This is a genomic window from Pleionea sediminis (genome assembly GCF_007570825.1).
Lineage (GTDB): Bacteria > Pseudomonadota > Gammaproteobacteria > Enterobacterales > Kangiellaceae > Pleionea > Pleionea sediminis.
Window position 1 is genome coordinate 204328 of record NZ_SUNB01000004.1, and the last position, 15588, is coordinate 219915.

11 protein-coding genes are annotated in these 15588 nt (G+C 40.4%); 6 read left to right on the top strand and 5 right to left on the bottom strand.

The genetic code is table 11. The features are described 5' to 3' along the window. Positions 1-299 precede the first annotated feature (299 nt). Positions 300-4058: a glycosyl hydrolase gene (locus FAX86_RS16280; RefSeq protein WP_144394528.1), complete on the top strand. Its 3759-nt coding sequence runs from the start codon at positions 300-302 to the stop codon at positions 4056-4058. A 57-nt stretch (positions 4059-4115) separates the two neighbouring features. Here FAX86_RS16280 and FAX86_RS16285 read toward each other — a convergent pair whose 3' ends face one another. Beyond that, entirely contained in the window at positions 4116-5741 is a 1626-nt protein-coding gene (locus FAX86_RS16285) for a DUF1996 domain-containing protein (RefSeq protein ID WP_144394529.1), read from the bottom strand. A gap of 349 nt (positions 5742-6090) precedes the next feature. Next, complete coding sequence (locus tag FAX86_RS16290) at positions 6091-6945, bottom strand: DUF805 domain-containing protein (RefSeq protein ID WP_144394530.1); 855 nt, start codon at positions 6943-6945, stop codon at positions 6091-6093. A gap of 142 nt (positions 6946-7087) precedes the next feature. On the opposite strand from FAX86_RS16290, the gene FAX86_RS16295 reads away from it, so the two are divergent. From FAX86_RS16295 to FAX86_RS16305, 3 genes are all read left to right on the top strand, one after another. After that, complete coding sequence (locus tag FAX86_RS16295; RefSeq protein WP_144394531.1) at positions 7088-7342, top strand: cysteine hydrolase family protein; 255 nt, start codon at positions 7088-7090, stop codon at positions 7340-7342. 283 nt (positions 7343-7625) lie between these two features. After that, positions 7626-9230 carry an AbgT family transporter gene (locus tag FAX86_RS16300; protein ID WP_144394532.1) on the top strand — a complete coding sequence of 535 codons (1605 nt, stop codon included), beginning with the start codon at positions 7626-7628 and terminating at the stop codon, positions 9228-9230. Positions 9231-9514: 284 nt separating this feature from the next. Further along, positions 9515-10735, top strand: a complete 1221-nt coding sequence (locus tag FAX86_RS16305; RefSeq protein WP_144394533.1) for a hypothetical protein — start codon at positions 9515-9517, stop codon at positions 10733-10735. Positions 10736-10819: 84 nt separating this feature from the next. Here FAX86_RS16305 and FAX86_RS16310 read toward each other — a convergent pair whose 3' ends face one another. Together FAX86_RS16310 and FAX86_RS16315 are read right to left on the bottom strand one after the other, a co-directional pair. Continuing rightward, positions 10820-11185 carry an energy transducer TonB gene (locus FAX86_RS16310; RefSeq protein ID WP_144394534.1) on the bottom strand — a complete coding sequence of 122 codons (366 nt, stop codon included), beginning with the start codon at positions 11183-11185 and terminating at the stop codon, positions 10820-10822. Between the two features lie 347 nt (positions 11186-11532). Beyond that, positions 11533-12210, bottom strand: a complete 678-nt coding sequence (locus FAX86_RS16315; RefSeq protein WP_144394535.1) for a type 1 glutamine amidotransferase domain-containing protein — start codon at positions 12208-12210, stop codon at positions 11533-11535. 244 nt (positions 12211-12454) lie between these two features. Here FAX86_RS16315 and FAX86_RS16320 point away from each other — a divergent pair, with 244 nt between their 5' ends. After that, the gene (locus tag FAX86_RS16320; protein WP_144394536.1) at positions 12455-13363 is read left to right on the top strand and encodes a LysR family transcriptional regulator; all 909 of its coding nucleotides are present in this window, start codon (positions 12455-12457) and stop codon (positions 13361-13363) included. A 93-nt stretch (positions 13364-13456) separates the two neighbouring features. Here the strand turns inward: FAX86_RS16320 and FAX86_RS16325 are convergent, their stop codons facing one another. After that, positions 13457-14614 (bottom strand): hypothetical protein, encoded by a 1158-nt coding sequence (locus FAX86_RS16325; protein ID WP_144394537.1) that lies wholly within the window; start codon positions 14612-14614, stop codon positions 13457-13459. 323 nt (positions 14615-14937) lie between these two features. On the opposite strand from FAX86_RS16325, the gene FAX86_RS16330 reads away from it, so the two are divergent. Then, positions 14938-15123, top strand: coding sequence for a hypothetical protein (locus FAX86_RS16330; RefSeq protein ID WP_144394538.1), 186 nt, complete (start codon positions 14938-14940; stop codon positions 15121-15123). Positions 15124-15588 lie beyond the last annotated feature (465 nt).

Below are 15588 nucleotides of genomic sequence, written 5' to 3' on the forward strand. Positions count from 1 at the left end.
TCCGATAAATCAATGAATCGAGTTAATTAACTCAGTCCTAATCTAATGTGTAATAAAATAGTTATCCGTTGCTGAAGAGCAACCTAAACGTCCTTATTTTTTTCCTTAAGTCGTCGTGTAAATTAAATATAGCTCTTCAGAGATTTTCTCGATACCTAATTAAGTTAATCGGCATCGTGAATCGATTCACAAATCAAAACGAATCTCAACGACCATGTCTCAATTTTAATCAGAGTTTATGTGAATACGATTAGGCTCTGAATACTATCAATTAAAATAAAAAACAATAGAGAAATATAATGTATCGACGAGCAATCACCAAAAGCGTTGCTAATTGGAAACGTTATTCAAATAATATTTACGGTTTCATTTTTCAAAATAACGCAAATTCATTTAAGAACTCATTACGTCATAAGATCGCTGTTAACAGAGTTGTGACTGACAAGGCTGGTTGGCGCAATACACCACGCTACTTAATTTATATCGTGATTGCTTCCGGTGCCATCTCTCTAAATAGTGTTGCTGAAACAATTTCAGTCGGTGCTGGTAGCATTTCTGATCAAGCGAATCCCGAAGGCTTTCGCTGTGTTAATGATTACGGATCTTGGATCAGTAACGCAGGAATTGTCGATCCAGCCATCGATGGATGTGATCCACAGCAGGGTCCTATCGGCAGTCCTAAAGCACTTTATCCAAATTTAACAGGCCCTGCAGCGAATAAGCCGACAGGAACCCATCGTTGGTGGGGATCCGTCTCCTTTTATGGTGAGATGCCTATCGGTGATAATTCGCGTTCAGGTTACATTACCCCAGATCCAATTGCTGCAAGAATCACAAACCGTGGTTTTCGAATGGCCAGTATTCCTGCTGGAATGGCATTTAAGAATGGCATTGCCGATACTTATGATGTTCCGGCGCCGTTTGATGAAGTATTCGATGGTCTTGCTATTGCTAACTCTCAGTATTCAAGTCTTGAGGCAAAACTTTTCGATTATTCTGACGGCAGTATGACCGTAGAGTGGCAACATTCTGAACAACCTGTAATGCGAGCAACGTTTGTGCATGGTTCGCCTTACGTTTTTATTGATACGCTACAAGGCGAATTAATAATTCGCAGTCGTTCAGCCGATGGTCCAGAAAAAGGAATCTATCATCAATCGAGTAATCAAATTGGATTGTGGACCGACGTCGCTGGCAATCGAAATCACTTTCTTGTCGTCGGTCACGGCGCAACACAATTTAAAAATGTCAGTAGTAACAATATTTCCATTGTGAACAACAGCGGCCGAGTTACTATCGCATTAATACCCATGGACAGCGACAATGGCGAAATAACGCCTTCAAGTGAAAAAATTAATCGTTTTGCAGAGCATGCGACAAATACGATTGATCAAGTTAACGTTAATTATGATCTCAATTCAACGACGCAACAAGTTTCTGTTCGCCATGAGTACTTAATGAACGGTCAAGCGGTTGAAACCTTTATCGGCTTGATGCCATTACACTGGAAAAATAGTGTAGTCTCAATCAATAGTCAGGATAGGGTTCGCAGTGCCCGCGGTTACATTAAGTTTTCATCGTTGAATGCATTTGAATATCAACTTTCTTTCGTTGGTGTTTTACCAACAATGCCAATGCTTAATCAAAGTTACGACCGAACAAAGCTCGTTCAACTTATTGGAGATTTTGTTGCGAGAGGTCCAGGATACTGGAATACAAAAAGCGACACTTATTGGGCTGGAAAAAATTACGGAAAAGTCGCCGAAGTTGCGGCTTTGGCAGACCAACTCGGATTAGATCAAGAACGTGTGGCATTGATTGAATGGCTAAAATCGGAATTGGAAGATTGGTTTACTGCAACAACAAATGGTCAACCTAATTCCAGTAAATATTTTTCCTACAACGAAGATTGGAATACGTTATTAGGCTACGATGAAAGTTTTGGTGCTCAGCAACAGCTAAACGATCATCACTTTCATTACGGTTACTTTGTCCGTGCTGCAGCAGAAATATGTCGTACCGACAAAAGTTGGTGTGCTCCCAGTGCCTGGGGTGGAATGGTTGAACTATTAATTAGAGACTATGCGGCGTTACGCGACGATCCCATGTTTCCTTACGTAAGAAACTTCGATCCTGCCAATGGATTTAGTTGGGCGTCGGGACATGCAAACTTTGTGTTGGGAAACAACAACGAGTCAACTTCAGAAGCTGCGAATGCATACGGCGCGATTATTCTTTACGGGATGATCACGAATAATAATGAATTAACCGAACACGGTATTTATTTGCATACCTTATCTGCAGCAACTTATTGGGAATATTGGAATAATATCGATCGATTTCACGGTAAGGACATTCCGTTTGATAACTTCTCTCCAGAATATAACAAAATGACGACCTCAATTATTTGGGGAAGTGGTCATGTATTTTCAACCTGGTTTAGTGGCAAGTATGCCCACATACTCGGAATACAGGGCTTACCCTTAAATCCATTAGTAATGCATATTGGATTACACGCCGACTATCTCTCAGATTATGTCGCGTTGGGCTTAAGTGAATCGTTTAACGGTAAACCTTCTGGTTTGGGTAATGATCAATGGCGTGATGTCTGGTGGAATATTTTGGCAATGACCAATCCAGAGGCCGCTATTGCTGACTTTAATACAATGAACTTTCAGTACGACGTCGAAGCAGGCGAAACCATTGCTCATACCTACCATTGGCTTCACACACTCAACGTATTAGGACATATTAAAACAGGTAAAGGCAACATCACTGCAAGCTCACCAATAGCGCAAGTTTACGAAAAAAATGGCGCGCGTACCTACGTCGCTTACAATTTTAAAGAAACACCAGAAGTGGTTTCATTTTCTGACGGTACTCAATTGACGATTGCAGCAAACAGTTTTGGTATTCGTGGTCACGGCGCACCAGGTGATAGTGGCGATGATGACGATAACTCGGATAATGACGATTCCAATGACAATGGTTCTGACGATGATAGTTCAGATGATAATAATGACGATCCAGCGAGCTGTAATGAGTTTTGTTTTATCGAACAAGGCAGCTCGCTATTAGTCAAAGCCTCCGTTGGCCAACAAGTTGATATTCACTACATTGTGAACAATGGAGTTCAACAAAACATTAGAATGGAACGTACTAATGAAACCTCTTTAAAGCTCATCGAAAATTTAACAGAAGGGGACGTTATTGATTATTTTTTTACGGTTATTGATGCAACGGGCGCTCGGGACACCCAATGGCAACGTTATATCTTTAATGCCGATTCCAACAACGACGGAGGACAAGATTCCGACAACGATTCTGACAATGGAAACAATAATGATGATTCCGATGACAATCAAGATAATGACCAAGGAGGTGACAATGATGATACCAGTGATAACGGTGAATGTGAGACTTACTGCATTAGTGAATCGGGTAATACTATGATCATTACAGCAAATACTGGAGAACGTGTTGATTTACATTATCGTGTAAATAACGGCACACAAATGAATGTTCGGATGACGACGACCAACGGGCAGCATCAATATCGTATTCCCAATTTGAATTCGGGTGATTCGGTGAGTTATTTTTTCACCGTAATTAATGCATCAGGCGCTTACGATACCGAAAACTTTCAACACACATTTGGAGAATCTCAAGCGGCAAGATTACCGATTGTTGATGCAACCGCCAGTAGCCAACGACAACCGGCTAGAGATGCAATCGATGGTAATCGCTCAACCCGATGGGAAAGTAATCATGTTAATCGTGGCCAATGGATTACCCTTGATCTGGGACAGCAGCAACAATTGAATAACATTATGATTCATTGGGAAGCCGCTAACGCCAGACAATATGAAATCTGGGTGTCGCAAAATGGGGTAGACTGGTGGTTGGCAACACAACGATCACAAGGTGATTTTGGCGACCGAACGGATACGCTTTCGATTGAGCAACGTGTGCGTTATTTTTCCATTGTGATGAAAGAACGCAGTCACGGAAATTATTGGGGCTACTCCATTTACCAGGTAGAAGCATTCGGCCAATAATAAGTAATTAGGTTAAATAAAAAAGAGCGCAATTATGCGCTCTTTTTCTTAGTAAAATTAGTGTAAATGGTGATTCATATTTAATGAGGGCATAATCACATCAGGCACCACCGGATCGTGCGCTTCGCGCGGCGCTAATTGCCAACCGTTACCTAATTGTCCGGCTGAACAGTGACGACCTTGACGGACACAATGTTCGGTCCAGGCTTCAATAATTTCTGGATGCCAAGACAACATCCAGTCGGCATGAAAAGAATAGCCGCCCGGAGTGTTTTCATCGACGTCATAACTGTCCGACGCTAACCGCCAGAATCGACTGTCTCCCACTGGATAAGCGTTGTCTGCAGTGACCTCATAGACCACTTCAAATTGTACTTGCGGTAAAGCGACAGGATGTGAAGCAGGGCAATGCAGTCCGTGCTCTTCGGACCAAGTAGGATAGGCCATATGATCTTTATGATTTGTGGAGACTAGATTTTCTCCATCCCAACAAGGCGGAAAGAAAACCATTCCACGTACCCAGTCGCCCACTTCACATCGTGGAATGTGCGGGACAAAATCATCAACACTGGTAATCGTCCAAGATTCACAGCGCCAACGGATCGTATTTAAGTCTTGAATATTATCGGGTGATGATTGAGCATTGCCTGAAATCATTCTTAAACCACTGGGCATAGTTGCAATAGATGAACTGTCATCGACAGCACTTTTGTAATAGACATTCGGTGCTTCATCGCCTTGGAAAGGCAACACCAACTCATAGGGACGCTCTTCATTATCGGTAGGATATAACATGGCAGGCATCCAATATCCTGAACGGTTTAAAAAACTACCTTCGCAAGTGCCTTCGCCCGTGCTCGCTAAACTATCTATAGTTGTTAAATAATTGGTGCTGTTGTTTCCAAGATACATATGAAGATGAGCTGCATCTTGTTCACCCGGATGTACTAACGCGTCATCGTAATTTAAATGCGATACTTCACATTTAACTCGAAAACTTCCACCATCCGGATCATCGCCGGGAATTACATTCGTAAATGAAACAAAGTCTTCTGCTAACGCACTATCGAATACGCTCTCTATTTGCCAGCTAAATGTTGACTCGGTTGCCGGTTGTTCTTCAAGTCGAACTGAAAACTGGTGAACACCTGACGAAAGGTCACGAATATAAAAAGGTGATTCACATACCAGGTAAGGTTGCTGATCGAGTGAACATTCGTAAATTAATGATTCTGGATTGGCGTGAGTAAACTCGAATCTTGCTCCGGACTCAATGGTAACTGAACTTGGCGTAGAAACTAGGTTGACTTCTTCAGCATTGTTATCGGAAACTTCGACAGTAACTGTCACACTCATTGCGTTAGTACCGGCACCGTTTGAAACTATCAGTTCGTATGACGTCGTTTCGGTCGGTGTTAACTGTAAACGACTTTCTCCGAGAACATCGATGTCGCCAGGATTAACTCTGGCCGACGTGGCTTCTCCGCCCGATAATTGCCAAGATAACAAAATCGATTCGCCTGAGCTAATCGTTGTTGCAGATGATGAAAAGTCTGAAATAACCGGAGCGACTTCAGTATCATTGTTATTCGAATCATTATCAGAGTCATCTGAATTACCTGAGCATGCGCAAAGGAGTAACACAATAGTCGTAATAAAAAAGCGATGAAATATAGTTAACATGGGTCAGTCCTGATTGATGTATCTACTTCACTATATACAAAGTGCGCGCCAATAAATTAGCTGAAACGGTCATCTTTAAATTTGGAAGGCTCTTTGTATTTTTATTGCCAAGTAGTGTAATTGGAGCGTTTTTGTATCTCTACAAAATGCAGACAAGCGTTATTTTTTTGGGGATAGAATAAAGGCTGACATTTAAAGTGTGACGACTGCACGCTTTTAAAGCAGGCTTTAATAACGAGATGCACCTAAGCGATGCGATATACCTTTTGAATGTTACAGCATTCCAATAAAATTAAACCTAATATCTATTCAACTTTATTAGAACGCCACTCATAGATTTTTTACTCAATTACTCAACACAAGAGACGGGCTTTAACTTTTCAGGCCCACTGAAAAAGCAGCTCCAAATAACTTTATCGTCATAAACTGTTGGATGAATTATGAATTGTTTACCAGCGACGTCGCTTCCGGCTCGTTCATTTATTTCAGCAATGATAACCCCATCACTAACATTAACGTACCTCGTATAATCGCCGTTTAAGTTATCCGGCAATCCCAACTTTCCAGTATCCGCATTGTCAAAAGTACCTTCACTATGATAGATGGATTCAATAACCGGTTTTAATTGACTTGCCTTGTTATAAGCCTCATGAGTTTTTGACCGATAAACATAATCTTGGTAAGCAGGAATAGCCACTGCAGCAAGAATACCAATAAAAATAATAGCGGGAATCAAAGCACAGATCCAAGTTTTCACAGTGTTTGGTTTCGGCTTTTTACCAAATCGGTTTTCAAATTCTGAACCAGGAAAAAATAATAAATAAATAGCCAGTCCAAAGTTTATTAAGGGAACAAAATACAAAAGTATCCACCAGCCTGACTTATCCAAATCATGCAGTCGCCGTATTGCATAGATAACAGACGTCATGGTCCAAATAATTAAAAAAAAGAGTGTTAACAGTTGAAAAATCGTGAGGTAGTTTTCTTTTGACTGACCCATAGCTCTTAGAATTCCATTAGGCATCCCACCAAAAATAAAACTCAATAGCACTAGCATCAAAAAATTATACGCAAAATATCGCAAGCGTCCTATACGTTGCGACCAGGAGAAAAATTTAACCTCATCATAATCAGCAGACAATTCAATCACTTCCGATTCGCTGGCTCGATAGGGATTTGTATCAAAGGGATTTCCGTTACTCATCAAAGTAATCCTGCTAAATTGTTAAAAACGGTTTGTATAAGCGGATGTTTACAATAAATAATAGGACGATCTAGTCGCGAGCTCAATTAATGTATGAGTCTTGAGTTCAATCCTTCTACAGCCATCTATATCGCAAACTTAGTTGTGTTATGTTGATGACGAAATTATTATTAATAAAACGGCAAGTGGATTGTTCAGCTGTACCAATATTCATTGCTTATTAAATAACTTAGCGATAACAGAGCTATACATCGTTGGTGTTTACACGAATGAGTGTGTCAGTAGTGCAGTACGTGCCGCATCTGATCTGGGTTATGAAGTACATTTGATTTCTGACGCTACGGCAGCAATTACTCCAGAACTGCATCGAGCGACACGACTAACGACTAACGACTAAAGGTCGGTATGCATCGGTACAAACAACAACCAATGCAATAGGAGAAATAAAATCATACTGTTCTTCACATGCTGAAGATGAGCAATAATTTTCACGAGAACCTCCCTTTGCCGACAAATTTAAGAAGTTCTCTGTTTTGAACAAAACATAAACACTACCGATTCACGACTTAATACCCACCCATTAGAAACGACTACCACTTTTGTGCCCAGGCAAAAATTTCTATACACTGCCAGGTTGCTCAAAGTATTAGATAAGTTTTTAGAAGAATAGAGGTGGTTTTTTGAACGATTTATCGACAAATGAAAATGTCGCTACAGCAAAAAAAGGATGGTTTAACCGGTTTTTAGCGGCAGTAGAGTGGTTAGGTAATTTATTACCCCATCCCGTGACATTATTTGCTATGTTCGCCGCAGGCATTGTGCTGTTAAGCGGCTTACTAGGGTACTTCGACGTCAGTGTGGCCGATCCCCGACCTGAAGGAAGTCCCGGTCGGAGTGCCGATGGTCTTATAAAAGTCGTGTCGTTAATGAATGCAGAAGGACTGCAGCGTATTTTCACAGGACTGGTTACCAATTTTACCGGTTTTGCGCCGCTGGGTACCGTACTGGTCGCCATGTTGGGTGTTGCAGTCGCAGAACATTCAGGCTTGTTATCCGCTGCTATGCGCTCATTAGTCATGGGTGCTTCCAAGCGTATGGTAACTGTGACTATCGTTTTTGCCGGTATTGTTTCAAATACCGCATCTGAGTTGGGTTATGTCGTTCTTATTCCCTTGGCAGCTATGATTTTTCATTCGTTGGGCCGTCATCCTCTGGCCGGCCTGGCTGCTGCTTTTGCAGGTGTGTCAGGCGGATATAGCGCCAATATTTTTCTAGGAACCGTTGATCCATTGCTCTCGGGTTTTACCGAAAGCGCTGCGCATTTAATTGATCCGACCTACGTCGTCGGCCCAGAGGTTAACTGGTATTTTATGTTTGTCAGTACCTTTGTGATAGCGGCGGTAGGCGCACTTGTCACTGAAAAAATTGTTGAGCCGCGCCTGGGAGTCTACAACCCGAAAAATGCGTCAATTGAACTTGGTGACCAAAGAATGGACGCACCGTCACAGAAGGAAAAACGGGGTCTTAAAGCAGCCGGAGTGGCATTACTTGCGGTTGCTGCTGTTCTAAGTATTACTGTTATTCCTGCAGATATTCCGGGGTTTGGCGCATTATTGAACCCTGAAACAGGGGCCATTACGGGCTCGCCTTTCTTAAAGGGTATTGTTGTTATTATCTTTATTACCTTTGGTCTGGTTGGTTTTGTTTATGGACGGTTTGCCGGGACGATGCGTAACGATCGTGACGTGATCGATGCCATGGCAAAAAGCATTAGCAGCTTGGGTCTGTACATCACTTTAGTATTTTTTGCGGCTCAGTTTGTTGCCTTTTTTAAGTGGACAAATTTAGGAACCGTCCTTGCAGTTAAGGGAGCAGCGCTACTGCAGTCCTTAGGGTTAGATGGCCCTGGAGTGTTCGTACTTTTCATTCTTATGTGCGCAATCGTTAACTTAAGTTTAGGCAGTGCTTCAGCGCAATGGGCAATTACCGCGCCCATATTTGTTCCCATGTTAATGTTGATAGGTTTTGCGCCCGAAGTTATCCAGGCAGCTTATCGAATTGGTGATTCCGTATCGAACTTAATTACTCCCATGATGAGTTACTTTGGACTGATATTGGCCATGGCGGCAAGATATCAAAAAGACGTTGGAATAGGCACTATGATCGCGATGATGTTACCTTATTCGATGATCTTCTTTGTGGTTTGGGTTGCCTTTTTCTACATATGGGTTTTCCTCTTAGGCATGCCAGTGGGACCCGGAGCGGAAACCTATTATGCGCCTTAATTTTTTAAATCGGTTTCGTTATTTTTAACCATAACAAAAAACAATTTAGAACACCGTTTAACTACACAACTGGGTTCGTTGCCAAACAGCAACAAACCCAGTTCTAAATCGAGAGCTTTTCATTAAATAGAATTCTAGCCGTCTATTTAAAATTAATTTGATTAATTAATAGTCACGCATGCGAAAAAATGTGATAGTGTTCCTATAAATATTTGCCAAAATTATCTCACTAGAATAATATTCGACCAAGTCGATAAAAGGGCTCTACCAGGGAAATATTAATTATGAGACTCGCTGCATTAATTTTCTTTTCATTTATGTCAGCTGCTACGCTGTCTGATGAACCATACAACTTTACAGCTTCAGACAAAGGATTATCTTGCCGCTCATGTTCCTTTGAACAAATGGAACAAGTCATTCAAGACGAACATCCTTTCCGAATCATAGATAGAAATTTAGATGGCATTCCTGATCGCGGGGGAAGAGGGCCGTCAATAACACATAATTTCGTTTTACATTTTTTTGATCTTGAACGTGATAACTTTGTCCGCTATCAAGTGTTATATAAACCATTTCAAGGGGTTTTAGAGTACACAAGAATTACAGAAATAGCCGAACAGAAAGAAAACTTTAATGTATTGAAATCTTATATTCTCGGTTATCAAAATATGATTCGTACGACAGTGAATAATTTTTATACGACGAATCCAATAAGAAGTTATAACGCTAACAAATCAGTCGTTGGTGGAGAAGAGTCGCAATGTGCCAGTGATTCGACGCCTTATTCCGCGACCGACTCATTATTCGATACCGTGAGTGGTGCTTATGATCAAGATACTTTGATTGATTTACAACGTATTATTCAAGATGAAGATAATCGTTGGCACCAAAATAATACTCTTTTCCAACGCCTAAACTCGACTTCTCTTCCATTAGGATTAAATGGTTCTCGTATCGCAGACCAACATGAAGTACCAATGACCGTTCCTTTCCCAGATGGCATTGCCGTTTATGCGATACGTGGTCCTATGGATAACAGCGAAAATGTATTTACCCTCAGGTTAGATAGCAGCTATTTTCATGGTCAGCATAATGTTGCTCACTTAAATGGCACAATAGAATCGAACGTTACATTGAGTTTAGCGAACTTTTTTGAACAAACGCCTTCTGGTAAATTCACCTTGTCTAATTCAGTTCCACTGGTTATTGATCCATGTTTTTTCCGTCATCTAGAAGAAGCTCTTGAGACAATGGGCATCGAAATACAAGATGGTGATGGCAATACATCTGAAGGTGCATTTAACGGCAGCGGCACTTATCTTAGTCAGCAATGTGCGCATATTTCTTCAACCACACATTCGACCAATACGTTATTTGTACCGGTAACTCAACCTTGTAACAATCCAAGTAAGCCGACGTCGGTATGCATTTCAGTTGATTATATGCCGATTAGCGTCTTCGTCACTCGAGAAGAACTTTACGAGTTCTGTGGTCGACGTCAATAACAACTACACACAATATAAACTGGAGGCAAAAGCCTCCAGTTTTAAATTCTAAATACAACCATTCATAATTACCCGCAAGCGAATTTAATGCGGGTATTTTTTTTCTGTTTTAAATTCGATAAGGTATTGATAGGCTTGTGTTGTGGAGCTTGCTTCAAACTTCCAGTTTTTAATTTCATTCAGTGCGGAACGTACAAAAATATCTTCAGGATGTGAATCAAGAACTTTAATTTTATGCGCTGAACCATCTTCTTTAATGAACAACTCAAAATGAACCCAGCCGCTGATATTATTATAAGCCGCATATTTGGGATACTGAGGAAGTGTCACTTCCAGAGGAATGGCTTCAATTTTGGGATCGAGTTCAGGCATAGCACGGTAGGGGTATTCTGGCGTAGAAATACATCCTACCAAAAGAACCGATGTTAATATGCTAGTCGGAAGTCTCATACATCATCCGTGTAGTGCTTTTGGAAAGATTATAGCATGATGAACCTTGACTAAGCACTATGGGATTTAAGGCTCTTCAGCTAAATAGAATCACGTATTTGAAAGCTCAGTTTCAGTAAAGCTCTCGTAAAAAAAGCCACTCAAATTACGAGACAGCATCGTGTACATTTCTTTTTACCTCTAGCTAAAACAGCAGGTCATTGCGCAATGATTTTGTTGATACTAAATAACTTCTCTTGCTTTTTTAACTCAGTAGCGTATCAATGTTGGCAAGGATTCAAGCCTAATTGCAAACGTCACTGAGTTAAAATTAAAGAGCTAGGTTAATTAAAACATTTCGCCAACCTTCATTGATTGTTTAAAAGTTCAGCGAGAGTGACACCAACTTTGTGCGCACTCGCTGGGTTTTGGCCAGTAATGACTCGGCCATCAACAACAACTAATTCCTGCCACGGCTGTACTTTATTATATCTGGCCGAGCCACGCGTCAAAGCTTCTTCTAATAAGAACGGAATATCATTGATCGTTCCAAAATCAATTTCTTCTTCTCGAGTAAATCCCGTTACCGACTTACTGGACAATAATTTGTCACCTGACGATAAAGTGATAGGGAGAAGAGCGGCGGGACCATGACATACCGCAGCAATGATTCCTCCAGCTTCATAATGTTTGGCAGCAAGAGCCGCAAACTCTTTATTATTCGCAAGGTCACTCAACAAACCGAATCCACCCGGGTAAAAAATCGCGTCATAATCTTCAATATTGATATCGTTAACCCCAAGTGTTTTACTCAGTTGAGACGAAACACCGGGATCGCTGAGCACGCGGCGGTTAATGTCATCATTCTCGACATCAAGACCATAAAGTGGCACTTCACCACCTTTGATAGAGGCGATATCGTACTCGAGTCCATGCTGGCTCAATACATCGATAACATGCGTTAATTCGGGCGCATAGGTTCCATTGGGTTGATCGGTTTCTCCTAATGTTGCGTGATTGCTTACCGGAATTAATACTTTAGTCATTGTTCATTCTCCAATTTATGACTCAGGAAAGTCCCTGAAAACTGCGTTACATAGGTAACTGAAAAAAGGTTAAATTAATGAGTTTCATTAACAGGAGTTATGATACGATCGACAATTAAACTGAACAATGAACAAGTTTTTTAATAGAAATGTACAATATATTGAACAATAGAGTATAATCTTAGCTATCTCAATGACTTAAATACGATGAGCGTTTAACCATGCTAATAAAGCAGGAGCTAGTTTGGACTCTTCATTCGAGCAACTAAAAAGCATGGTTGTCTTTGCGGCGATTGTTGACCAAGGCAGTTTTTCGGCAGCCTCGAGGATGTTATCGATATCACGAGCTTCGGTGAGCTATCACATTAAAAAGCTGGAACAACAGCTTGGTCTCAAGCTACTTTACCGATCAACACGCTCAATCAGTCTAACCGATGCAGGAAGTCGTTATTATTTGCGGTGTCGAGCGGTCGTCGACCAAACAAACTTGGCGCAACAAGATATTGAAAGCTTTAAAAACGAGCCACAAGGTAATCTAAGAATTACATCACCCGTCGGTGTTGGGTCGGAAGTGATTACACCTATGGTGAGTACATTCAAGTCGTTATATCCAAAGATTAACGTTGAAATACTATTGACCGATAGCATCGTTAACCTGGTGGCCGATGGATTCGACATTGGGATACGCGGCGCGGCCAATGCATTAAAAGATTCGGAACTACAATCCATCAAACTGACACCGCAAACCATGTGTGTTTGTGCAAGTCCGTCTTATCTAAAAACGTATGGCAGACCAATGTCTCCTAAAGAACTAGATAATCACAATTGGATCATCTATACCTCGTCAAACCAAACGTTTTCAATGACACAAGGCCAACAGAAATACGACGTCAAAATGAAAGGTTCAATGGTCACCAACCATGCGCAAACGCGAACGCAATTTGTTCTCGATGGTCATGGGTTAGGCAAGTTGGCTATGTACGACGCTTATAAATATCTCGAAACCGGTCAGCTAGAACGAATACTTAGTGAATATGAGATGACAAAAGTGGACTTATACGCTGTTTTTCCAGCGGGAGCAGCACAACAGAGAAAATTAAGACTCTTCATTGATCATATTAAACAGTGCTTTTCTAAACTTCAAAAATTATAAGTTTAGCTCGTTAAAATATCATTTTAGAAATCATTTCTCTCAATTAATTTTTATCCTTGGTGATAATAAAGATCACCAAGGATAGTTTTATCATTAGAATAAAATGATTTCGTTCGTTAAGTATTGCATTGTAAAAATTGAATTAGATGGGTTGCCATTCGCATCGAAGCATTGAACTCCTACTCTTACACCATTATCATAAACCCAGCTATTACCCCAGCTTGAAACATTACAATAATTCGAATCGTAACCATAAGCGGTTACATTGACATGACTCGCTACACTTGAATAGTAAGATTTCATACCCGGTAATTCCAGTCGATAAGACCCTGTTCCATTATCATGTCGTTCAATTGGTAGCTGACTGTAACTGTACTGATAATAGCTCGCTGGATTTGTCGATGTATTCGCCCACACATAAGCCCCCCGCAACTGATCTTCAGCAACACTAATGCCATGTGTAACGCCTTTCATAAAGCTAAATGTAAAACGGCTGTCAGACGGATTACCGGAGTTATCGTAACAACTCACATTGCTGTACAAATCGTTGCCCGAAAAATACCAATTATTCACTTTACAATAATCACTATCGGTTCCATAAGCTGTAACATAAACCGTCCCGCCAATGGAGCCCGAAGAATTGATATTCATACCCGGCGCTTTGACTCGGTACTTACCCGTCGCCGAACGTGTAATGGTATTACTAACATCGGTTGAATTAGCTTGGTAAGTCGCCCATGGAGTATACGAACTCGCGGTTGGATTATTCGCCCATAAATAGGCATCCGAATAATAATCGCCTTTAGGTCCATCTTTATAATAGAGAACCGTAAATCGTCCATTCGTTAAATTTCCATTAGGTGCAAAACATCGGACGTTTACATTTTGACCACTCCCATTACTGTACCAACCCGCAACTTTACAACGATGATTGCCGCCATAAGCGGTAACATGAGCAATACCTCCAGTGCCCGTCATATTCTCAAAAAGCACACGATAACTTCCGGTACCGGTTCGCGTTATTTGCGTGTCACCATAGTATCGTACTCGGAAAGGTCGTTCGGACGTTCTTCGAAAACCACTCGAATTCGAATAAAAAGAACTCGCAGAATAAGCTTCGTTGATTGTAGAACTATGATTACCGGCCCATGCCCACGCTCTGACATAATCTGGCGAAGCATGTAGTTGAGAAGCAAAAGACATAGTTGCGAATAGGCCAACTAACAATTTTTTATATTTTATTTTATTCATTATGTGCCCTTATTTTTATATGAGTTGCGTGGCAAATATATCAATGCTAAAAAATTTCATATAGTGCAAAAACGGACAGATTTTTTTGCACCGATGGACATCTCGTATCATTATTAATGAAATCTAAGTAATAAACTAAATATAGGAAGGTTCAACATTCACTTCTGAGACGAATGCGCGATAAGTTGATTTATGCACAATCGTGATAAAGAAGGATTTATATAGATTTATGTGAAGCAATTCATTAATATTTCAGAAATTCGTCGGCACTCAAATACTTTCTGTACAACTCTGTCGATTAATTAACTAATAGGAAAATAATAATGAACTGGTTAGAAATATTTTTAGTATCTTTTTCAATCATAACTTTCGTAGTTGGATTTAAAAAGAAGAAGAGAGGGGTGATGGCTTTAGGAGCCTTAGTATTGATAGTCGGTCTAGCGGGGCCAAGCCTTATGGATGGATTTACAGCTGGTTTTTCGGATAGAAAATCTGAACTATCGAATTGATGAAATATTCTCAGATTTTCTCTCATGTTATCTAATGTTTTATACCGTCAGCCGTTTTAAATCATCTTCGAACAAGTAATACAATCAGTAGAGAAGGAGATAGAGCTCGCCTTTCTCCTTAAGCTAACGTTTTCTTTTGGAAGTAAACAAAGCAAATCACTTAAAAATACAAGCGCACCCTGTTTGGTATCAATCAATACTAAATCTTCTCGTTTTAAATAAATAACTCTAAGTAATATGGCCAACTGTTTTGAACGTAAACGGTAAAGAATATTTTTAATGAAGCTTATAGTAAGTGACAGTATTAATGAATAAGTTATCGGTAATAGTACACTTTATCGTTTATAGCTTCGTTTAAACTGATGCTAATTTTTTTTTATTAGCAACTCTAATCAACGTTTAATATAAAGAAATATCGATACTCTTTCTTATAAGTCTTGGCGATAAGTGTCAATGACTGTATTA

Excerpts from the sequence above, each read along its gene's own strand:
- FAX86_RS16280 (WP_144394528.1), top strand. The coding sequence starts at position 300 with ATGTATCGACGAGCAATCACCAAAAGCGTTGCTAATTGGAAACGTTAT.
- FAX86_RS16285 (WP_144394529.1), bottom strand. The coding sequence starts at position 5,741 with ATGTTAACTATATTTCATCGCTTTTTTATTACGACTATTGTGTTACTC.
- FAX86_RS16290 (WP_144394530.1), bottom strand. The coding sequence starts at position 6,945 with ATGAGTAACGGAAATCCCTTTGATACAAATCCCTATCGAGCCAGCGAA.
- FAX86_RS16305 (WP_144394533.1), top strand. The coding sequence starts at position 9,515 with ATGAGACTCGCTGCATTAATTTTCTTTTCATTTATGTCAGCTGCTACG.
- FAX86_RS16310 (WP_144394534.1), bottom strand. The coding sequence starts at position 11,185 with ATGAGACTTCCGACTAGCATATTAACATCGGTTCTTTTGGTAGGATGT.
- FAX86_RS16315 (WP_144394535.1), bottom strand. The coding sequence starts at position 12,210 with ATGACTAAAGTATTAATTCCGGTAAGCAATCACGCAACATTAGGAGAA.
- FAX86_RS16325 (WP_144394537.1), bottom strand. The coding sequence starts at position 14,614 with ATGAATAAAATAAAATATAAAAAATTGTTAGTTGGCCTATTCGCAACT.
- FAX86_RS16330 (WP_144394538.1), top strand. The coding sequence starts at position 14,938 with ATGAACTGGTTAGAAATATTTTTAGTATCTTTTTCAATCATAACTTTC.